Raw genomic sequence first — 19,815 nt, forward strand, 5'->3', positions numbered from 1 at the left:
ATGATTATGTTTATCAAAAAATATGCGTCTTAGAATATTATCCATACTAAAAAAATACCACAGAACAGCGTTCTATGGCACAATTTTTATACTTTCTTATCTTTTAAAAAATGAAGACGAATATTAGGGATTGATCTCTCCTCTAATATTCGTATTCTTCTAGATTAATTAATATTTTGTCCCAGCCTCTTTTGATTCCTTAATCTTCTTGTTTGAGTGTACTAATTTGCCATTCAACCCCATACTTATCTCGAACTTTTCCGTAAGCAGGACTAAAAAAAGTTTCCTGAAGCGCCATGACTTCCTTACCGTCGTTCTCTACTATTTTTCTAAAAATATCACTTGTTTGATCGGCATCATCCGTCACAAGGGCAACTGAAATATGCGTCCCGGCTTGAATTGGATAGCTTGGATGCTCGGGATCAGTGTCTGATAGCATAATCTCATTATCACCAATTCTCAAATTCGCATGAAGAAGTAACTGCTCATCTCCTTCTTTTGCATTAGGAAGCTCAGCATACGTTTTAAAATCCATAACCTCTGCATTAAAAGATTCTTCATAAAAACGTGTAGCTTCGATTCCATCTCCATTAAACATAAAATAAGGATTCATTCCTACGATCATGTTTTAATCACCTCATTTTTATTATTGGTCATGATTGTTTTTTCCAATCATGTTATACAGGTTCTAGCGTATAATATAATAACCTGTCTTGGGGAGTTGATGGCGCTTGGGAATCTTACACCATTTAGTTATTTTCTTCGTAATCGCCGTGATTGCCTTGATTCTAAGATTTGTACAAATTAGATTGATGGTTCGCGTAGATATCTATTTATTCGTATTTGTTCCATTGGCTGCATTTGGTATTCTCTTTTTACTTCTCGGATTGCTTGATGTTAACCGCGAATTGTTTTTAGATGTCGGCAAATTAATGTTCTTATATGGTGCAGTAGGCTTTGGGTGCGGGTTTGGTGCGACCCAAGTATTAGGCGGCCGTTTTTAATAATTGGTTGCCTCCTAGCCGTTGGACAGGCTCTTTTGATAATCTTCAATTATTTCCCTATGACTACCAATCATTTGTTCAGGTAGCTCATGAAGGGAAAAGAACTTTAAAGCTAGTGATTCCTCATCATCATATACTAATGTTCCTTTATAGTCCTTAGTCCAATACGCAGCCGTAACCGAGTAGAATTCATCCCCATTTTGAGCACGAGTAAAATATCTTGAGCCAGAGTTAATATTAATTAAATGAAGTTTACCAACTGTTAGCCCTGTTTCTTCCAAAACTTCACGACGACCAACATCTTCTGTAGATTCACCTAATTCCATCAATCCTCCTGGAAGACCCCAAATGCCTTCTGGAAACGTCCTTTTCTGTAATAAAACACGACTATCTTGATCTATGATGACGATGACCGTTCCTACTAAAATTAATGGCCTATGTCCAACTAGTTTACGTAACTCTTCGACATAACCGATTGTAATCCCCCCTATATAGAAAAAAAGCCAGCTCAATTTAGAATTGAGCTGGTTTATATTAACCTTGATATTTGTAATAATCCTGTTGTTGGTAAGTTTCAAAACCAACTGCTTCATATAAATGTAACCCACGTTCATCTTCGATCCCAACTTCAACGAAGATCACGTGTCCAGATTCTGACTCCTGCTTAACAACTTCTATTAAGGCAGCTTTACCAATGCCTTGACGACGAAAATCAGGATCTACAGTAAAGCCGAATATATACGTTTCAATTCCTTCTGCTTTAAGACGAAGTTTCCCAATCGTTTGACCATCTTTCTCAATCATGTAAGTTCTATGACCTGCATCTCTTTTTAGCACATCAACTAAAAACTCAGCTTCTTCCCTAGTGAGATTAAACCCTTTAACATCTAAATCAACAATTTGATCTAAATCATCTGGAGTAGCGAGCCTTAGTTTAACATCCACTTCAGGCTCTGGAATATCTTTTTTGCTCCAGCGCATTTGGTAATCAGAATAAGCATAAGTTGCTCCAAGTTTTTGAAGCGTCATTTTAGCACATTCAGATTCTGGCGGAGCATTAATATAGAGCTTTTGAGTTTTTCTTGTTTTAAGAGAATCGAGGATTTCGTGGAAAAGCTTAGTGAATATACCTTTACGACGATGGTCAGGATGCACCATCGCACACATTTCATAAGCACCACCAACATAATAGAGTGCTGCATATCCGAGTAGCCGATCACCTTCATAATAGAAAAAGTCGTTATTCTCCGTCATCCGCGATCGAAGGAAATACCAATTTAATTTTAGTTCAATACGATCATGCTGCTCCACAATCATTTGGAGCTTTTCAATATCTTTTAGTTGTCCTTCTCTTAACAAACGCGCTCCCCCTAACTGGAGATAAAATCTTTACCCGTGTAGAATATCTTTTTAAAAAAATGAAGTCAATCATTTTGTATGAAGTGAACTCATATTCAGTATGATTGTTTTATTTTATCAAAATATAATTATTTTTTCCTCCATAATGTATATTCTAAAATTAAAACACAAGATATCAGCCATGCAAGGCCTAATACGTGACCTGCTAAAACGTCCGTTGCAAAGTGTACACCTAAATAAATACGACTGAACCCTATCCCAAATATTAACAAGGCTAACATAATGCCCAGAGCCCATTTCAATGCATCATTCATTCTGCTTCTTATGACTAAATAGATTAAAAATCCATAGAAGACCATCGGACCTGTTGAATGTCCACTTGGAAAGCTGAAACCAGTTCCATCGTACTGTTCAAATATATTCGGACGTTCTCTTTCAAATACATGTTTTAATACACGGGTTAGAAGACCAATTCCAATAATGGCTACAGCAAAATAAAAAATACGCCATTTATATCGATTGTACATAAAATAAATCGCTACCAGTAATACTATAGAACTGATCGTAATGAACGTTACTGAACCTAATTCAGTAATGAAGGAAAACGCTTGATCTAATGTTGGTGATTGTATGGAGCTAACGAACAGTCTGACTTTTTGATCCAAGATGAATTTTTCTTGTTCAGCGACTCCATCGGCAAGTTCAGCAAAGAGCCAACCGCCGCCCAAAATAATACAAAAGTTTATAATTAAAAATAAATACGTCTTTTTAGGTACCTCTCTTATCCCAATATCAATCACCTCTCTCTCTTTATATCATTGCACCAAAAATAATTTCGAAACCTTTATTGAACCATGAAAAAACGCCCGAATTCATTGCGGACGTTTAGAGAAGGTTTTTAAACAATATAGAAAATAAATAACTAAAAACTTCAAAGCTTGCTAATGGCAGGCTCATTAGTAATAGTACAATTGATAAATGTATATTAAAATCCCGATCTTTTTTCCAATAATGGATAAGAAATATGGAGTATGCCAACCCTAAAATGAAAACGATTCCCCAAATTAGTGAATGACCTTTGGAAGCAAACATTAAATAACCCATAAACGTTAATATAAACAAAATAGCAGGAATGTTTTTAAGCCACACATTTCTAGGTACTTCCTTTAGTTGATCTTTTTTTTGAGTCGAATAATCTTTTAACTGTTCTAAATACCCCTTAACTCTAACACTCATATCACTCATGCTGTGAACCTCCTCAATCCTAAATATGTACATATTCTATTAATACCCTATTTTATGTCAAAATAGCCCCAACATGATAGATTTGTTAAACTTTATATAGATGCGAAGGAGGTATTCGGATGAAAATTGTATCGATTGAACCAACACCTAGTCCTTACTCAATGAAAATAAATTTAAATGAAAGTCTTTCAGATGGAGAAACTCAAGAATTCAAACAACATCAAGATTTAAGCGATGCACCTAAATATGTCAAAGAACTATTTGAAATTGATGGTGTGAAGGAACTTTATCGAGTCATAAATTTTATAGCTTTAGAACGTCATCCTAAAGTGCCATGGGAAGATATTTTACCGCGTGTTAAAGAGGTATTAGGCTCTGAGGACGAATCTACTAATGAGGAAAACTCGTCATCTGACGAAGATGATTTTGGTGAGATTAAGGTTTTTGTTCAAAAGTTCCGCCAAATTCCAATGCAAGTTAAAGTTGAGGAAGAGGATCAGGAAAAACGGTTTGGCCTGAACAATCGCTTTATGGAAGCCGCAATGGAAGCATCCAAGGATGCCGATATGTTGGCTGAACGTGAATGGGTTGAACAAAGTCCACGCTACGGTCAAGCTGAGGAAGTCGGTCAAGATGTCGTTGCGGAAATTGAAGCAACTTATGACCAAGAGCGCCTTAAGACATTAGTTGATTTAGCGAGTTCTGGGGGCGTGCAAGATCGAAGCCAGTTTGAAGAACCACTCACAATGGAAAAGTTGGAATCAGAAGACTGGAAAGAGCGTTACGCGGCATTAGACCGCATGCCTGACCCTACAACTGAAGACTTACCTTTGTTAGATAGAGCATTGGACGATTCTAAAATGTCAGTTCGCCGCTTAGCAACAGCGTATTTAGGTGAAATTGATGACAAAGCCGTATTGCCTTATATTTATAAAGCTCTTCAAGACAAAACAGTAACCGTGAGACGAACAGCTGGAGATTGCTTATCCGATTTAGGTTTTACAGAGGCTATTCCGAAAATGATCGAAGCCTTAAAAGACAAAAGCCGGATTGTTCGCTGGAGAGCCGCGATGTTCTTATATGAATATGGCGATGAAACGGCACTTCCAGCGTTAGAAGACGCACTTCAAGACCCAGAATTCGAGGTTCGCATGCAAGCTAAAATGGCTTTATCACGCATTCAGGGCGGCGAAGAAGCAAAAGGTTCCATTTGGAAACAGATGATGGAAATGACTAAAGAGAAGAAGAAATGAAGCAGCCAATGATTGGCTGCTTCGTTTTATGTTAGGCGTTCTAGAAATTCTATAGCCTTTTCAGTTGATTTTAAAAGCCTCTCGTCCTTCTTCCCTTTACGAACCGCATGGGCATTTTGAAAAGCTTCCATGGCCTCTTGGTATAACCCCAATTCCATCAGACATTTCCCTTTATGTTGGTAGGCAAAATCTAAGTATTGCGGTTCATATTCAAATCCTTTTAAGATCGCTAAATCAAACTGCTCTAGCGCTTTTTGGTGTTCGTGTTTATATTTGTAAGCTTCACCTAAGCGAATTAGCATGACAATCTCCCGTGATGAGTCAGCATCCGCTAGTGTTAATGCTTTTTCTAAGCATTTAATCGCTTGTTGCGGTTCATTTTTCAGTCGATATAAATTGCCTAACGTACCATAAAGGAAACAAAGATGATCAGGGTTTTCTGTTTTTAATAATTCACGGCGCACTTGAGCAATCACTTCATCCAATAGTTCCATCTCGTCAATTTTTTCGCGCAAAAAATGGTCTTCATCAAAATAAATATGTTCGTTTAGTTGATCTAACTGCTCGTGAATATGTTGCATTGATGTATCCCCTTTATTATAAGTTCCAATCTCGCTCCCACTGTAATGGTATTTCAAAACCTGCTTTCTTTAAAGCGTTGTGGTATTGACCTTGGTGAATTAATCAAAGGTAAGGCTTTCCTGATAAAACAAATCTAAAGCATGTTCCAGATCGACATCCCGTGTTAAGTGTTCTGGTGTCCACGGTATATATACATCTGGTAAAATACCTATGCCTGTCATGCCTTTACCTTCATCAACCCTTGTTAGTTTGGATGTAGGGTATAATAGCTCAAACTGGTTATCCCATCTCATACGGGCTAAGTTAGAGTAGTCGTTAACTCCCGCTGTACCGCGTCCAATCACGGTTACTTTGTTTGAAAATTTACAGAACTCAACGAAGACGTCTCCTGCACTCCCGCAATATACATCACTAAGAACTGCTACTTTTTTTGGATTAGATTTACCCTCTATTAACTCTGGCTCTGGATTTAAATCTTGGTCAAATACAACAAAACCTTTACCTCGGTACTTTTTCCAAGTATCTATAAATGACTGTGCGTTCTTTTTTACTTGTGGATCTTCAACGTTAGACATAAATTCCTGGACAGATCGAATAGTCAAATCAGAGCTGCGGTCAGTCGCATTGAATATTTGTGTATAGTTTTTCGCTAAATCTAGTTTTGTTTTACCTTCTGGAAATAGAAACGGAATTAGGGCCTGAAAAGCGGAATCTGAACCACCTAAATTTTTTCTAACATCGAGAATTAAATAATCTGATGTGTTTAGTTCATGTTCGTGTTTCTGTATTAATTGATTGATCGAGTCAGGGTTTAAGAAATCCGTCATTTTAATGTAGCTCGTATCTGGTTTTAATTTTTCAAACGAATATTCAGGTTTATAGTCAGATTTAACATATCGTCGAATTCTAATCTGTTTTATATCTCCATTGGATTTTTTTATAGTTGCTTCATTATACTTTTTAAGAACCGGAAGCCAATTCTCACGTTCAGAAGGTTTGTCGTATAAATATTTGCTATAGATTTCAGATATTTCATTTATCCTAAGTTGGTCTAAAGCGACAATTCGATCACCTATCTCCAACCTTGTTTCACCTATTAGCTCAGTAACGTATAAGGCATTTTCATATCGACGCACCTTAAAACCGATGTCCAGCGCTTTTTCCTCTCCTATTAGTCTAAAGAACATATGTGGATCCTTTAAATCAGCTATATATTCTTCAACTAGTTCTACAAACTCATGAGCAGTAAGATTTTGATTGTATATTTTTTCTCTATACTTCTCTGGGTCATCCCACCCTCGTTTATCCTCACATCCTGCATAATCATGGTGTATGATGTTAACAATTTCTTCAAAAATTTGTTCATACATCATAACTCCCCCTCATTTAACCATTATCTTATCATAATTTGTCATATTTTTCTTAAAATTAACTTAAAAATTGAGTTTTCTTAAGGGGAAAGGCGTTTTGACAGATTAAAAGAAATTCAGTTTAATTTTATTAAAAAAGGAGTTAAGAGTAATGATTGTTAAGACAGATGATATTCCAATTCCTTTACTTCAACTAGCTGGTCTAAAAAAGCGCGTCGAATCCGCACATCCTCAGTATCCAGTTATTATTGATGATCACGCTATTAACCAGTCCGGATACCGAGGAGAGTTAGCCTTCAATTACTACTTAAAAGCGGTTGATGACGATAACACCGCGATACTAAATGGCCTTCGGGTTCCTGGTCCTAACCCATTTCAAATGGACAACCTAATTTTGAACCCTTACTTTTTCACGATCGCAGAAGTGAAGAATTTTTCTGGGACCATTGAATTTGATCATGAATTCGGGCAAATGACTCAACATACAAACGGACGCACACGATCCTTTAAAGACCCAATTAATCAAGTCGATACACAAATTTTTCATTTACAAAACTGGCTCATGCAACATGGTTACTCCGCCATCCCCATCGTCGCCCTCGTCATTTTCGTCAGCAACCATGTTCATCTAACGAGAACAGACGCCAATGATGTCGACCCGCGCATCATACGACCAGGGAAATTTATCGAGAAATATCAAGAGTTGAAGCAGAAATATACGACTAAAATCCTAAGTGAACAGCAACTTCTTAACCTCTCCCGATTTTTAAAACAGCATCACCAACCATTGCGACTAGACGTATTAAAGAAGTATCACTTAACAGCAAAGGACATAAAACCCGGCGCACCATGTCCAGAGTGTTATTATTTACCGATTATACGCAACTACGGTAGGTGGTATTGTCCTCGTTGCAAAAAGATAAATAGAGAATCCCATCTATTTGCTTTTAAAGATTTTCAACTCTTGTATAAGAATTGTATCACCAACAAAGAAGCTCGATGGATGTTACAAATAGATGATTCGCATGTCGTAAGTAAAATTTTAAAAAGAGAAGGCTTTAAGTATAGCGGCAAGTTTAAGGACAGAGTATATTCATTAGATTTTGACTATCAAACGGATTACTATTATTTGATGAATTGAGTTTTGTCTAGTATTTCAAAAAATCTTCTAGTTAATTTTAAATTTTGTCTAGTAAATTTGCAGTTTTGTCTAGTAAAATCTTAAATTTGTCTAGTAGAATCGTGATTTTGTCTAGTACAACCCATAAATTGTCTAGTATACAGCAAAATAGTCTAGTAAAAATGCATCTCATCTAACTATAAACAAAAGCTTTTGCGCCTCTGCGCAAAAGCTTCCTGTTAGGAACCCCCCGCGCTTACGCAGGGGATGTCTTATTTTTTAACCGTTTCAAACGGCAGTGGTTTAGATAGGTCTTCTTTTGCTTTCGGGCATGTCTTACAGCATTTACGATCGGAGTTAGCTCCGTAGTAAAAGCAGCAAGTACGGCGGATGCGGGTTCCATCTTCTTTGATTCGGCGTCCCCAGTAAAAGTTCGTGAGCTGGTTACAGTCGTCAGAAAATATATCTGATGACATGCCGAAGATTAAATATTGGTAATCAGAATCGACTCGTTCAGCCACCTCAGCAAAGCGTTCGTCTTTTAATTTCTTCTCGTATAACCAATAAACATAAATGGAGATGTTTTCCCATAAGTTCGGTTTAGGCACTCGTGATACCTTGTTAAACACATTGACTAGCTGATCCATTTTAGCAAAAAGTTCTTCCGTCAACTTGCGACGTTCATCTTCACGTAAAGATGGTTCAATGAGTTCAACTTCAAGGTCGTCCATATATAAGTTCGGAAGCCATTTGTCACCGACCCTATTTGGCACAATTGCAGCTCGGTTAAATGACAGATTAAGCTTCATATCATGAACGGTTAAAAGGTAAAGTGTTGGTAACACGATATTAAAGCCTAATCGCTTCATGAGCTGCGACCCTGCAACAAATATGCTCTCTGTATTAAATTCACTTTTAATATCTTTTAAATACTGAAGTAAAAATTCCTCATCTAATAATTGATCAAGCGTAACCGTTACGTCTTCAGCATAATCAACCATCCTGAAATTGTCTTTGAGATAAATTTTTTCTGACTTCATCAGTTGTGTCACGTTAAACACCTCAGTTATTGGTTATTTGCGAGTTTTAAATAACAAGTAAATGAAATATGGTGCACCAATCAACGATGTGAACACCCCAGCTGGGATTTCAAGTGGTGCGAATGCCGTGCGTGCAATTAAATCTGCTACTAACACAATTAAACCGCCAATTAAGGCTGAGACTGGAATTAATGAACTAAAGACTGACCCCACTAAGCGTCTGGCGATATGTGGTGCCATCAGGCCGACGAATCCAATCCCACCGGCAAATGCTACGGATCCGCCCGCTAAAGCAGTCGCAAGAACTAATAATACTAAGCGATCACGTTGGACTCTCGCACCAGCATTAGTCGCAATGTCATCACCTAAGCCTTGCATGTTTAGCTGGGTTGTATAAAACATCAATATAATTCCTAGGCCAACAACCCATGGCGTGATTGTTCCAACTTGTTCCCAGGTGGCGCCGTTTACACTTCCTGTTAACCAAATATTAGCTCTGGCTGCTGTATAAATCGGTCCAAACGTCATAATCATGGTGGTGACTGCTTCAACCGCAGCAGAAAGTCCTACACCAATTAAAACCAATTTAACAGGCTGGACACCATTGCGGTTTGTTGCCAGCAAGTATACAAAGAATCCCATTAATACAGCACCAATTAAAGATGCTAATGGTAACCACTGAATACTTACAGTTAATGAACTACTACGGTCGCTAAATACCACTAAAAATCCTACAGTTGATAATGCAGCTCCAGCCGTAATACCGATAATGTCTGGTGATGCAAGTGGATTTCGTATAATTCCTTGTAAAATCGCACCCGACATAGCTAGTCCTGCACCAGCTAAGACGGCAAGCAAAATCCTTGGCATACGGAAGTCATTGACAACCAGCTTGTGCATTTCTTCACCATAACCAAAAATGGCTTTCACCACATCTATTGGCCATATAACCATTTGTCCAATACCCAAGCTAACAACGATGGCAGCCATGATAAGAAGTGTTAATGTAAAAATAATCGCAAACGATTTTTTGTTTATTAAAAAGCGTGAGCTTCCTAGCTTTAATTCCCAATACTTACTCATTTATGCCCCTCCTTGCGATGAAAATGAAGAAAGGAGCACCAATAAATGCCGTCATCACACCGATTGGTACTTCTGCTGGCATGATGATATAACGAGCACCAATATCAGCTGCTAGTAATAAGACTGCGCCGAGTAATCCGCTGTACGGAATTAACCAGCGATAGTCATAGCCAACTAACCAGCGCGCCACGTGCGGAATAATTAAACCGACAAAACCAATTGGTCCCGCAATCGCTACGGACCCACCAGCTAAAAGTACAATGACTAATGCACCAATGACTTTAACTAGCCAAGTCTTCTGCCCTAACCCAACGGCTACATCTTCTCCCATGGTTAGCACATTCATCTTTTTACCTATAAAAAGAGACATAATCCATCCGGCTAATAAATAAGGTAAAACCCCAAGTAGTAATTCCAAATCTCGGCCTTGAACGGCTCCAGCAAGCCAAAATAAAACTTGATCTAAGGCTTGTTCATCTAAAGTTAAAATACCTTGAGTCATAGACGAGAATAAAGCGGCAATCGCTGCCCCGGCTAGGGTTAATTTGACAGGTGTTAGTCCGTCGGTCCCAACAGAGCCAAGCATGTAGACAACTACTGCGGCAATCGCTGCTCCGATAAACGCTAACCATGTAAAACCTGTAATAGATGTTACACCGAAAAAGCTAACACCTAATACGACAAAGAAACTAGCACCAGCATTAACCCCAAATATACTTGGAGAAGCTAATGGGTTTTTGGTTAGTCCTTGCATAATCGCACCAGCAATAGCCAAACTAGAGCCAACAGCTGCTGCTATTAATGCCCGTGGTATACGAGCGGATTGTATAATGATATGTTCATTTGATTCATCAAAATTTGTAAATGATTCTATGACCATTTGCGTATTTATTTTCGTCAAACCTAGGATCACACTCGCCCACATAAGGACAAGCACTGAAATGATGCCTATGATGATCCCAAAGGTCCGAGTAGACGTTTTCGTCAGCATAGTTTGTAATACCTTTCATTCCCTATATGTTGCTGCTTTTAGTCTAATCTAATTGATAATCATTGTCAATGAACTTGAGAATCGTTTTCAATTAATTGAGAAAAACCTATTGACTTTATAATTGATAACTATTATCATTTGTAATGTGATTGAAAATCATTCTCAATCAACTCAATTTAAATAAAAATTACATATTAGGAGGAGCGCAACTATGTTTAAATCAAACATTTGGAAGTTATCATTACTTCTTGTTGCCTTAGTGTTTGCATTAGCTGCTTGTGGCGGCGGATCAGATGACTCAGAAGAGACAACTGGTAACGAAAGTGAAGAAAATACAGGTGAAGTACAAGCTGAAACATATACGATTGAACATTCTATGGGAGAGACAACAATTGAAGGTCAGCCTGAACGTGTTGTTGTTTTAACGAACCACGGAACAGAAGCGTTATTATCATTAGAAATTAAACCTGTTGGTGCCGTTCAGTCATGGACTGGTGACCCTTGGTACGATCATATTACGAAAGATATGGAAGGCGTTGAAGTTGTCGGTACAGAAAGTAGCATTAACTTAGAAAAAATTGCCGAATTAAAACCAGATTTAATTATTGGTAACAAAATGCGTCAAGAAGAGCACTACGAAAAATTAAGTGCCATTGCTCCTACTGTCTTTGAAGAGACTCTACGCGGAGATTGGAAAGTAAACTTCGAGTTAATCTCTAAAGCAGTTAATAAAGAAGAAGAAGGTCAGCAAGTTTTAGACGATTATCAGAAACGAGTTGAAGATCTTCGTGCGAAGTTAAAAGAAGCTGGAAAATTAGATACTAAAGTATCTATGGTGCGCTTCATGCCATCAGATGTTCGTATTTATCATAAAGATTCATTCTCAGGAATTATCCTTGAGGAAATTGGTTTAGCACGCCCTGAATCACAAGATGTTAATGACTTTGCAGCAAAAGGTGTAACGAAAGAACGTATTCAAGAAATGGATGGAGACGTCATCTTCTACTTCACGTATCAGCCTGAAGGTGAAGATGGTGAATCTGTTGAAAGTGAATGGGTGAATGACCCATTATGGAATAACTTAAGTGCTGTTCAAGAAGGTAAAGCTTATGAAGTAAGTGATACCATTTGGAATACAGCAGGCGGCGTTCGTGCTGCAAACTTAATGTTAGATGACTTAGAAGAAAAGCTATTATCTGAATAATTGTTATAACACTTTTAACCCCCTCGTTATAAATGAAAGGCTCGCGCATAGGTGCGCGAGCCTTTTTTTATCCCCTTCATGCCCATGCATCCAGTTAAAAATAAAACAAATACTAACATCATTATTCTCATTCAAACCCCTCCCATGATTGTGACGTATCATAAGAAAAAAAGTTACATACCATTTCATCTCACATGTCTTTAACCTATAATGTTCTCAAAGGGGATGTTCACACGCGCGAGATAAAAGATTTTGAAACTCAACATTTTAAAGAACAGAACCACAACTGGTTTTCTAGAATTAGTCTAAAAAGGAGCGTTCATGATTGATAGAAGTATATGTAGATGGAGCCTCGCAAGGTAACCCTGGATTAAGCGGAGCAGGTATTTATATAAAAGCTCATGGTAAGCAGCTCGAATTTGCTGAACCTTTAGGTGTCCATACAAGCCATAAGGCAGAGTTTTTAGCCGCCATCAAGGCATTGGATATATGTATGAATCAATATCCAGATGAGATTTTATCATTTCGGTCAGATTCTCAAATTGTTGTCGATGCTGTTGAAGCAGGATATACGAAAAATCCTTTGTTTCAACCTTTACTAAGCGAAATTATTGAAAAAGGCAATCAATTTCCTTTGTATTTTTTCAAGTGGATTCCTAGTAAACAAAATCACCATGCGGATCGCTTAGCTAAGCAGGCGATTCACAAAAAAAGCTGACTCGCAAGTGAGTCAGCTTTTTTAAATCATTATCCTTCGTAATCTTCAGGCTTTACCTCTTCTCCATTTTTACCGTGGTAACGTAATCCCCATCCAGTAATGGCAGCGATTAGCATCACAATGAGTAAGCCCCAACCTTGGAATACAAATGGGAATACTTCAATTGGGTTCACCCCAGGAATACCATATTCATCCACGATACCATTAACTGTTGTATAGGCTAATAACACACCACCACTCCACGGGAATATGTAACCTAACGCAGAACTCACGGTATCTAAGAAGTTGGCACGACGATAAGGGTGAAGATTTGAGTTCTTACCAATCCTACTTACAAATGGAGCAGCTGCGATTTCTGCTGCTGTATTGATTGTAATAAATGAGTTTAAGAACGCTACAATCGCAAAGATTGATAACTCCGCACGTCTTGTAACACCTTTAATAATTTTGATGAAGAAGTCCATGATCCTATCCATTGTACCAGCTAATTCTAATAAATAAGAGGCCGATAAAATGAATAAAATTAAGATCGCCATGTTAAAGTACCCACTTAGACCGCCCATTAAGGCACCTTCAACAACGGCTCCTCCTTCACCTTCATAAATGTGAATAACTTCTGTAAATGGAATACCTACTACGAAGAATAGTGCAATGGACGCAACGATTCCCCAAGTTAAAGATGTCAGTAGGTGATGTCCAATTAAAGCGAGAACGAGCACAATCACGAATGGTATTAGGAATATGAGGCCGTTTGCCGTTACCTCCTGTTGTAATTCATTCAGCACTTGCTGTTCTCCTGCTGACGTGGAAGCGCCACCAAAAATGACAAACAAAATTAAAGCTGGGATCGCCGCTGCAATAGAATATTTAAAACGCGAACGGACAACTCCTGGCACATCTGCTTCCTGCGTCGTAGCAGAAACGATTGTTGTATCTGATACAGGCGCTAAGTTATCACCAAACACCGCTCCGGATAGAATCGCAGCTAACATCATCGTCGGATCAGCACCTAACACAACACCTGCTGGATACATTAAAATACCAAACGCTGATACTGTTCCATATCCTGTACCAACTGCACTTGAGAATAATGCCGCTAAAACAAAGGTTAAACCTACAAACCAGCCCGCTTCAAATCCCGTTTGGAAACCAAACCAAATCAGACCATCTACTAAGCCGCCAGCCTGCAATAGTGTTGCGAACATCCCTGCCCAGAACCAGGCAATGATGGCCACGACACCAATAGGTTGTGACATTCCATCAAATAACCCTTGGGCGTAATCGCCCCATTTCGATTTTGTTAATAATAAACCTAAAATTAATCCGATGACCATTCCTAAAATTAGAGCTTGTTCTGATACTAAGCCCGTTACACTTAGGACAACTGCCCAAATAATGAAAAAGACTAGTGGAATGGTTGCTACAAATGGACCACCTCTAAATTCAAGCTTTTCGACTTTTTTCGAGGCCGTCGCTTCGTTTAATTCTTCGTTGTTATTCCCCATAACATGTCCTCCTCTCTGAATTACTACATATTATACAAGATGTTCACAGAATATACAAAATTATTTTAAAAAAGCAAAAACTTATGAAAGATCTAATAAATCGACATTTTTCGCGAAGTGGTTATAGAGTAAAATGACAACCAGATCTCTAATATAAGTGTTAATAAAACGACCTTAGCCCATAAAGGAAGCAAGATTAATTGAAAATGAATGAAGTATTCAGGAAAATTATAAACAGAGTTCAAGTTCATCGCTAACGTAAATGCGAAGAACATGCCAAATGTAAAGTTTCTAGACCACTGAGAAATATGATACGTCCATACACCCTTAATAAACCCTAACTTCTTAATACGTTTATAAGCACGTATTATTTCAATTACCTCAACGATTACAAGTAGGACAAATACAGACATCCAAAACCAGATCATAAAGCCGGTTGTCATTAACCCGCCTGTCACCATTGCAAGGCCTGTAATGGACAACGCTCCATGTATAATACAATTCGTATTCTTCCAATCATCAATCAAAGTCCATTTCGTTGTTAAATATCGTCTTGCTAGCAAAAATACACCTACTATATAGAATAAGACCCCTAACAGGACAAGCGATTCAAAAATAATTTCTGGCACCCAGGTAAACAAATTCTCTAACAAAATCACTATTGACTGGGTCCCAACCGTCGATAATAAAATAACTCCATGAATTGAACTGTTCTTCTCTTTTAGTAACGTCTTGAAACTTTTAATCATTGTAACGAGAAAGATTGCCCATAAAGCAATATTAATAATAGACATTACCTGCAAAAAGAGCAGAGTTTCAGGGAAATATTTTAATAAAACATTACATAATACTGAGACCCCCGCTATCCATGTGCCTATCGTAAAAGATTGAATCGGATTATTAAGAAAAGGAAGCAAAAAATCCTTCTGAAAAAATTGCACCGTTAGTCGTAAATAAATTCCAGTCCAGGCTATAAATAATAAAATTGCTAACACTTCACCTAAATATTGATCTATATAAGGAAAGGCTTGTATGCCACCGTACAAAAAGATCCCATTCGCCATAATAATCGCACCTGATGCTGGATCAATTCTTCGCATTAACATGATTCGACACCTCACTAACTAATATATTTTAGCAAGATATCCGCCCATGACACAAATAATGCCCGATTCATTAGCTAGAATCGGGCGATTATTCATTCATTTTTAACCCTAAACTCACTTTCTAATACTGGCCAGTTTTGCATGAATGGTATTCCTAATACCCAATAACTCACACCTCTTAACCCATAATCTTTAACCGTTTCATACTTAGCTTGAACACTTCTCGCATCCTCGAACCAGACTTCATGTCGTTGGCCCGTTTCATCCGTATACTCAAAATAAGGTGACTGATGCTTTGGGTGAAAGTTTATATTCGCTCCGTACTCCGCAGCTAGACCAATGGCTTCATCTAGATTAACCGTGGTCGCGTACGTGCCTTGCACCCACGGAATTTTCCAGTCCCTACCGTACAACGGAACCCCCATCATAATTTTCTCAGGAGGAATAACGGTCACTGCATAATCCAGAACTTCACGAACCTCATCTATTGGTGCAATGGCCCATGGTTCACCACCTGACCAGCCCCATTCATAAGTCATGATGACGACAAAATCTACAATCTCACCGTGAGATTCATAATCATGACCTTCATATAATAAGCCTACTTGATCTCCGGAATCTTTAGGCGCTAAAGCGGATGAGACGATATATCCCTGTGGTCGTAAACGTTCAACCACTCTTCTTAGAAAATTATTATAACCTTCACGATCTTCCGGATAGACATACTCGAAGTCAAAATTAACACCTTGATACCCTTTTTCCTTCATGACATTAAGCATATTATTAATTAAAGTGTCCTGCAGGTTAGGGTTATTAAACAAAATTGAAGCTAGCTCTGAATCAAATGTGTCATTAACATAATTAGTTAACACAAGTAACGGTACGGTATTTGTGTCATAGGCGGCATTAATAACCGCCTGCTCGTTAAAACTAGTCAGACTTCCATCCTCACTAAACCCATAAGTAAATGGCGTTAAATACGTTAAGTGCCTGCCAACCTCTAACACTTCTCGCCTTCCTTCTTCTTCAGTCTGAGTGATATAAGCATTGACCTCCGTTAAAGGCAGAGGCTTTACTGGAATTCTAATTTTTTGATTTGGATAAATCTGCGATGGATTGTCAATATTATTGATTCGAACAATCTCTGAAACAGTTGTTCCATACCTCTGCGCGATCATCCATAATGTTTGGCCGCTTTGAACTGAATGAGTGCGGTAAGGCATTTGTAACATATCACCGACGTGAATGACACTTGGGTTCGCGATATTATTATGTTCAGATAGTTCATTTAAAGGAATGCCGTACTCTTGAGAAATTCGCCATAACGTATCACCTGGCTGAACGACATATTCTACAGCGGGGTCTGGTACAACTAACGCCTGACCAATCACCAACACGTCCAAGTCTTCTAAACCATTTACATAGGAAATTTGATCAATTGTTGTATTATATCTCCTCGCAATGCGCCAAAGAGTATCACCACTCCTTACGACATGAATATTCATCGCGATATAACCTCCTTCTGGTTTACCTATATCTATCCTATTCATGTCGTGTTTGTCCTATGGGCTAAAAATAACCCTAGTACTCTACTTCGGCTTTAACACCTTTAGGCACTTCAACGATAATATGCTGCTGATAAAGATCGTAATCTAAATTATAATCATCGCCCATAATGGATGTACCTTCCATTTGTCTCATCGGAAACTCTTTGTAGGCACCCCGGACAGTAACATATTCACTATTTTCCTCAATAATTAACTCTCCAGTTTCTTCTTGAAAAAAGACTTTTGCAGATGGAATTTGATCCACCACTGGGTGGTCAATATTCATCATCAATTGAGTCACTTTAATTTCTCCAGGTTGACCACTATTTTTAACCACAATTTTAATTGCAGAAAATACATCTTGAACTATTAATTCTTCTAAATCCGTATTAAACGTCCACTCATCGATCACCTTGATAGCTTCATCATTTAGTTGATTTTTCTCATACGCAACTCCAAACTCATTTTTTAGTTCTTCTTCATTTGAGACTTCAAACCCTTGTACGTGCTCTACCGATTGCAACGTAATAAAATAAATAATACTCATAGTCGTTAGTACCCCTAAATAACCGTATAACAGGGCACTATGTCTTCTTGCAAAAAAATTATTAGGGGAATAAGAACGTTTACTCACGATTGAAACCACAGCTGTGACTATTATTAATAATAAAAGTATAAAGATTATTGAAGTCATTTACTGCACCTCCAGTCGGCGCGAGAAAACGACTGCTAATCCAAAGCTGATTAAACTCGTCAGCAGCACTTTTGTAATAAATAATACAAGGTGTGATTCTTGACCGAAGAAAATGAACACTGGTTCAAGCCGGCTTTCTTGTAAGAAGATCATCCCACCAACAATTGCGATAGTTGCTACTTTCATGATCTTACCTTGCCTCATAATGCTACCAATTAAATATCCTGCGCCACTAAACAAAATTAAGTAGAAGAAGGTAGTTAAAAAGAACGTGATTAAGCCAGGTAATGTGTATTCTCCAAAAAACACAAAGGCATCTAAACCAAATATCCAAATGTGAAGTATTTTCACACAGAAGCTTGCCATGATCACTGATATTGCTCCAATCGCATTCGAAACCCCAATGAACATAATATTCGACAAGTGATGACTCATAGCATTACTCACAAATATTTGTTCAGCTAACCTGTTATCCATACGATCAATTGCAAGCGCAATAAAAAAAGCCCAAATACACGTAAAGAAAAAGACGATATCACCCGAAACATACTGAACATTTAGATGAAAAGCACCCGATCCAAAACCACCATTTCCTACTCCTAATAGCGAGAAAACAATCGCAATAATCTGTACGATAATCAAACCTTGAAACACACTTTTGTAACTTATCCATTTATACTTCCATTGTTTATTTACGACGTTCCATAAATTAGGATGATGTAAAGACATCATCAATTCCCCCTTTTGTTTCACTCGTCAAGTACATCGACAAATCTGCGGCGTCTACCTTTGTTATACTAACGCCAGCTTCACTTAATTGTCGCTTTTCTATTTCACTTAATGACTTTCCAACAACGTTGTAGACTTGTTTCTTAATTAAATGTTTCCTATAAATTATGTCTTCCCCATTTACGACTGATTGGATAGACTCTTCATCTCCAGTAAGACCTGTTGCAAATTCTTTAAAGTCTTCTATTGAGTTATGAAGGATACACGAACCGTTTTTAATCAAGACTATTTCTTCTAAAATGGTCTCTAATTCATTTAGTAAATGACTTGAGATAATCATTGTTCTAGGATGAGCCATGTAATCTTTAAGTAGCGCTCGATAGAAATCTTGCCTAACCGAATAGTCCATGCCTGTTGTGGGTTCATCGAACATTGTTAGCGGGCATCTTGAAGCCAACCCGAAAATCGCATTAAATGTTGATGCCTTACCTTTTGATAATTGATCGTGGTACACATCAATAGAAATTCCGAAGTAATCAATTAATCGATCAGCTAACGTTTGATCCCAGTTTGGATAAAACATATTCGCCGCCGTTAGAATTTCTTTAATAGTCATCTCTAAAGAGAAATTCATTTGATCATCCACATAAATTGAATTGACCGATACTTTTAAATTGTTAAAAGGTCGTTCACCAAATACTCTTACCTCTCCACTAGTCGGGACAATTTGGCCAGCTAACATTTTTAATAACGTTGTTTTACCTGCCCCATTACGGCCAATTAACCCGATTAATCTATTCTCCTTAAGCTCAACAGATAATGAATCAAGGGCGAGATGTTTGTTATACTTTTTCAACACATCTTTGCACACAACGACATTCATGAATTTTCCCACCTTTCTTTTTTAACCTTTTCGATTAATTCCATAAGTTCCTGATCTCCAATATTTAAGTAATCTGCTTCTTGTAAAAAGTCATGAATCATTTGTTTTAAGTTTTCATTTTTTCTTCTTAGTAAAATTTGGTCTTTGGCTTGTTCCTGTACAAACATCCCAAGCCCTCTTTTTTTATAAAGCACATCGTGTTGTGCCAAAATATTAATTCCTTTCGCTGCCGTTGCAGGATTTATATTAAATAAATCAGCAAGCTGGTATTGTGAATACATTTTTTCATTTGCATTAATATTGCCATTTATGATTTCTGTTTCTAACCATTCCGCAATTTGGATATAAATAGGCTTAGAACTGTCGTTGTTTAAAACCAATA

Annotated in this window: 22 protein-coding genes; 5 read left to right on the forward strand and 17 right to left on the reverse strand. The window is 37.8% G+C overall.

From position 1 onward, the window contains the following. Positions 1-199 precede the first annotated feature (199 nt). Positions 200-625, reverse strand: coding sequence for a VOC family protein (locus ACFSW4_RS11300; RefSeq protein WP_377329364.1), 426 nt, complete (start codon positions 623-625; stop codon positions 200-202). 106 nt (positions 626-731) lie between these two features. On the opposite strand from ACFSW4_RS11300, the gene ACFSW4_RS11305 reads away from it, so the two are divergent. After that, positions 732-1,004 carry a hypothetical protein gene (locus ACFSW4_RS11305; RefSeq protein WP_377329366.1) on the forward strand — a complete coding sequence of 91 codons (273 nt, stop codon included), beginning with the start codon at positions 732-734 and terminating at the stop codon, positions 1,002-1,004. A gap of 14 nt (positions 1,005-1,018) precedes the next feature. Here the strand turns inward: ACFSW4_RS11305 and ACFSW4_RS11310 are convergent, their stop codons facing one another. From ACFSW4_RS11310 to ACFSW4_RS11325, 4 genes are all read right to left on the reverse strand, one after another. Next, the gene (locus tag ACFSW4_RS11310) at positions 1,019-1,480 is read right to left on the reverse strand and encodes an NUDIX hydrolase (RefSeq protein WP_054754503.1); all 462 of its coding nucleotides are present in this window, start codon (positions 1,478-1,480) and stop codon (positions 1,019-1,021) included. 58 nt (positions 1,481-1,538) lie between these two features. Then, positions 1,539-2,363: a GNAT family N-acetyltransferase gene (locus ACFSW4_RS11315; protein WP_377329368.1), complete on the reverse strand. Its 825-nt coding sequence runs from the start codon at positions 2,361-2,363 to the stop codon at positions 1,539-1,541. Between the two features lie 128 nt (positions 2,364-2,491). Continuing rightward, positions 2,492-3,163 carry a phosphatase PAP2 family protein gene (locus tag ACFSW4_RS11320; protein ID WP_377329370.1) on the reverse strand — a complete coding sequence of 224 codons (672 nt, stop codon included), beginning with the start codon at positions 3,161-3,163 and terminating at the stop codon, positions 2,492-2,494. An 85-nt stretch (positions 3,164-3,248) separates the two neighbouring features. Continuing rightward, positions 3,249-3,608, reverse strand: coding sequence for a hypothetical protein (locus ACFSW4_RS11325; RefSeq protein ID WP_377329372.1), 360 nt, complete (start codon positions 3,606-3,608; stop codon positions 3,249-3,251). Positions 3,609-3,727: 119 nt separating this feature from the next. Here ACFSW4_RS11325 and ACFSW4_RS11330 point away from each other — a divergent pair, with 119 nt between their 5' ends. Then, complete coding sequence (locus ACFSW4_RS11330) at positions 3,728-4,861, forward strand: conserved virulence factor C family protein (protein WP_377329374.1); 1,134 nt, start codon at positions 3,728-3,730, stop codon at positions 4,859-4,861. A gap of 26 nt (positions 4,862-4,887) precedes the next feature. On the opposite strand, the gene ACFSW4_RS11335 is transcribed toward ACFSW4_RS11330, so the two are convergent. Then, on the reverse strand, positions 4,888-5,442 hold the full coding sequence (locus ACFSW4_RS11335; RefSeq protein ID WP_377329376.1) for a tetratricopeptide repeat protein: 555 nt from the start codon (positions 5,440-5,442) through the stop codon (positions 4,888-4,890). A gap of 99 nt (positions 5,443-5,541) precedes the next feature. After that, a complete protein-coding gene (locus ACFSW4_RS11340; RefSeq protein WP_377329378.1) occupies positions 5,542-6,813 on the reverse strand; it encodes a S41 family peptidase in 1,272 nt (423 codons plus the stop codon). A 151-nt stretch (positions 6,814-6,964) separates the two neighbouring features. Here ACFSW4_RS11340 and ACFSW4_RS11345 point away from each other — a divergent pair, with 151 nt between their 5' ends. Next, complete coding sequence (locus tag ACFSW4_RS11345; protein ID WP_377329380.1) at positions 6,965-7,954, forward strand: nuclease-related domain-containing protein; 990 nt, start codon at positions 6,965-6,967, stop codon at positions 7,952-7,954. 251 nt (positions 7,955-8,205) lie between these two features. Here ACFSW4_RS11345 and ACFSW4_RS11350 read toward each other — a convergent pair whose 3' ends face one another. The 3 genes from ACFSW4_RS11350 to ACFSW4_RS11360 are packed head-to-tail and all read right to left on the reverse strand — an operon-like array spanning position 8,206 to position 11,047. Further along, a complete protein-coding gene (locus ACFSW4_RS11350; RefSeq protein ID WP_377329382.1) occupies positions 8,206-8,985 on the reverse strand; it encodes a hypothetical protein in 780 nt (259 codons plus the stop codon). A 21-nt stretch (positions 8,986-9,006) separates the two neighbouring features. Continuing rightward, positions 9,007-10,056: a FecCD family ABC transporter permease gene (locus ACFSW4_RS11355; RefSeq protein WP_377329384.1), complete on the reverse strand. Its 1,050-nt coding sequence runs from the start codon at positions 10,054-10,056 to the stop codon at positions 9,007-9,009. Beyond that, positions 10,049-11,047 (reverse strand): FecCD family ABC transporter permease, encoded by a 999-nt coding sequence (locus ACFSW4_RS11360; RefSeq protein ID WP_377329386.1) that lies wholly within the window; start codon positions 11,045-11,047, stop codon positions 10,049-10,051. Before ACFSW4_RS11360 ends, ACFSW4_RS11355 begins: the two co-directional genes overlap by 8 nt. Positions 11,048-11,258: 211 nt before the next feature. Between ACFSW4_RS11360 and ACFSW4_RS11365 the strand changes: the two genes are divergently transcribed. Then, on the forward strand, positions 11,259-12,251 hold the full coding sequence (locus tag ACFSW4_RS11365) for an ABC transporter substrate-binding protein (RefSeq protein WP_377329388.1): 993 nt from the start codon (positions 11,259-11,261) through the stop codon (positions 12,249-12,251). A 325-nt stretch (positions 12,252-12,576) separates the two neighbouring features. Then, positions 12,577-12,969, forward strand: coding sequence for a ribonuclease HI family protein (locus ACFSW4_RS11370; protein WP_377329390.1), 393 nt, complete (start codon positions 12,577-12,579; stop codon positions 12,967-12,969). Positions 12,970-12,998: 29 nt separating this feature from the next. On the opposite strand, the gene ACFSW4_RS11375 is transcribed toward ACFSW4_RS11370, so the two are convergent. The 7 genes from ACFSW4_RS11375 to ACFSW4_RS11405 form a co-directional block, all read right to left on the reverse strand. Continuing rightward, complete coding sequence (locus tag ACFSW4_RS11375; RefSeq protein ID WP_377329392.1) at positions 12,999-14,474, reverse strand: Na+/H+ antiporter NhaC family protein; 1,476 nt, start codon at positions 14,472-14,474, stop codon at positions 12,999-13,001. A 92-nt stretch (positions 14,475-14,566) separates the two neighbouring features. Beyond that, positions 14,567-15,580: a hypothetical protein gene (locus ACFSW4_RS11380; RefSeq protein WP_377329394.1), complete on the reverse strand. Its 1,014-nt coding sequence runs from the start codon at positions 15,578-15,580 to the stop codon at positions 14,567-14,569. 92 nt (positions 15,581-15,672) lie between these two features. Further along, positions 15,673-17,085 carry a LysM peptidoglycan-binding domain-containing protein gene (locus tag ACFSW4_RS11385; RefSeq protein WP_054754491.1) on the reverse strand — a complete coding sequence of 471 codons (1,413 nt, stop codon included), beginning with the start codon at positions 17,083-17,085 and terminating at the stop codon, positions 15,673-15,675. Between the two features lie 76 nt (positions 17,086-17,161). Then, positions 17,162-17,821, reverse strand: coding sequence for a hypothetical protein (locus ACFSW4_RS11390; RefSeq protein ID WP_377329396.1), 660 nt, complete (start codon positions 17,819-17,821; stop codon positions 17,162-17,164). Further along, positions 17,822-18,550 (reverse strand): hypothetical protein, encoded by a 729-nt coding sequence (locus ACFSW4_RS11395; protein ID WP_377329398.1) that lies wholly within the window; start codon positions 18,548-18,550, stop codon positions 17,822-17,824. Further along, positions 18,531-19,433 carry an ATP-binding cassette domain-containing protein gene (locus tag ACFSW4_RS11400; RefSeq protein ID WP_377329400.1) on the reverse strand — a complete coding sequence of 301 codons (903 nt, stop codon included), beginning with the start codon at positions 19,431-19,433 and terminating at the stop codon, positions 18,531-18,533. Before ACFSW4_RS11400 ends, ACFSW4_RS11395 begins: the two co-directional genes overlap by 20 nt. Continuing rightward, positions 19,430-19,813 (reverse strand): GntR family transcriptional regulator, encoded by a 384-nt coding sequence (locus ACFSW4_RS11405; protein ID WP_054754487.1) that lies wholly within the window; start codon positions 19,811-19,813, stop codon positions 19,430-19,432. The genes ACFSW4_RS11400 and ACFSW4_RS11405 overlap by 4 nt, the downstream gene beginning before the upstream one ends. Positions 19,814-19,815: the final 2 nt, after the last annotated feature.

This window comes from Piscibacillus salipiscarius (genome assembly GCF_042685285.1).
GTDB lineage: Bacteria > Bacillota > Bacilli > Bacillales > Alkalibacillaceae > Piscibacillus > Piscibacillus salipiscarius.

What these genes read in the sequence shown, in the direction of transcription:
- ACFSW4_RS11300 (WP_377329364.1), bottom strand. Translation starts at nt 625, where the DNA reads ATGATCGTAGGAATGAATCCTTATTTTATGTTTAATGGAGATGGAATC.
- ACFSW4_RS11325 (WP_377329372.1), bottom strand. Translation starts at nt 3,608, where the DNA reads ATGAGTGATATGAGTGTTAGAGTTAAGGGGTATTTAGAACAGTTAAAA.
- ACFSW4_RS11330 (WP_377329374.1), top strand. Translation starts at nt 3,728, where the DNA reads ATGAAAATTGTATCGATTGAACCAACACCTAGTCCTTACTCAATGAAA.
- ACFSW4_RS11335 (WP_377329376.1), bottom strand. Translation starts at nt 5,442, where the DNA reads ATGCAACATATTCACGAGCAGTTAGATCAACTAAACGAACATATTTAT.
- ACFSW4_RS11340 (WP_377329378.1), bottom strand. Translation starts at nt 6,813, where the DNA reads ATGTATGAACAAATTTTTGAAGAAATTGTTAACATCATACACCATGAT.
- ACFSW4_RS11345 (WP_377329380.1), top strand. Translation starts at nt 6,965, where the DNA reads ATGATTGTTAAGACAGATGATATTCCAATTCCTTTACTTCAACTAGCT.
- ACFSW4_RS11355 (WP_377329384.1), bottom strand. Translation starts at nt 10,056, where the DNA reads ATGAGTAAGTATTGGGAATTAAAGCTAGGAAGCTCACGCTTTTTAATA.
- ACFSW4_RS11360 (WP_377329386.1), bottom strand. Translation starts at nt 11,047, where the DNA reads ATGCTGACGAAAACGTCTACTCGGACCTTTGGGATCATCATAGGCATC.
- ACFSW4_RS11365 (WP_377329388.1), top strand. Translation starts at nt 11,259, where the DNA reads ATGTTTAAATCAAACATTTGGAAGTTATCATTACTTCTTGTTGCCTTA.
- ACFSW4_RS11375 (WP_377329392.1), bottom strand. Translation starts at nt 14,474, where the DNA reads ATGGGGAATAACAACGAAGAATTAAACGAAGCGACGGCCTCGAAAAAA.
- ACFSW4_RS11380 (WP_377329394.1), bottom strand. Translation starts at nt 15,580, where the DNA reads ATGTTAATGCGAAGAATTGATCCAGCATCAGGTGCGATTATTATGGCG.
- ACFSW4_RS11385 (WP_054754491.1), bottom strand. Translation starts at nt 17,085, where the DNA reads ATGAATATTCATGTCGTAAGGAGTGGTGATACTCTTTGGCGCATTGCG.
- ACFSW4_RS11390 (WP_377329396.1), bottom strand. Translation starts at nt 17,821, where the DNA reads ATGACTTCAATAATCTTTATACTTTTATTATTAATAATAGTCACAGCT.
- ACFSW4_RS11395 (WP_377329398.1), bottom strand. Translation starts at nt 18,550, where the DNA reads ATGTCTTTACATCATCCTAATTTATGGAACGTCGTAAATAAACAATGG.
- ACFSW4_RS11400 (WP_377329400.1), bottom strand. Translation starts at nt 19,433, where the DNA reads ATGAATGTCGTTGTGTGCAAAGATGTGTTGAAAAAGTATAACAAACAT.